This is a genomic window from Nocardia sp. TBRC8007, assembly GCF_056629435.1.
Map to the genome: position 1 here is coordinate 1 of NZ_JBWSOR010000216.1, position 280 is coordinate 280.

A 280-nucleotide genomic window follows, 5' to 3' on the forward strand; every position below is an offset into this window, starting at 1 on the left:
TCGCAACCTATGATTCAGGGTCTGTCCGACGAGTCGCATGTTATCGATCCGGTCGAAGTCCTCGTGCGCGCAATCGATCTGAACGACTTCCATACTGCCTGCGATATGTCCACGCCAGGCCTGCACCAACTTCGTTCCGGTCTCCGAGGTCCTGTTTCCTGAAGAATCAACGACTGCTTCGAAGAGTAGAGCGTTGCCGGGGAAAACCGGTGACGAGTAACTCTTGGCTATCTTGAGGTTGTTCAGTGCTATTTCCATTGCCCGGTCGAAACCGTCTCTG

General features: G+C 53.9%; 1 protein-coding gene. It reads right to left on the reverse strand.

Annotated elements, in window-relative coordinates; translation table 11 throughout:
* Nucleotides 1–258 (reverse strand): hypothetical protein (locus tag ACX4ZE_RS23370; protein ID WP_480275625.1); only part of this gene is annotated, 258 nt, incomplete at its 3' end.
* Nucleotides 259–280 lie beyond the last annotated feature (22 nt).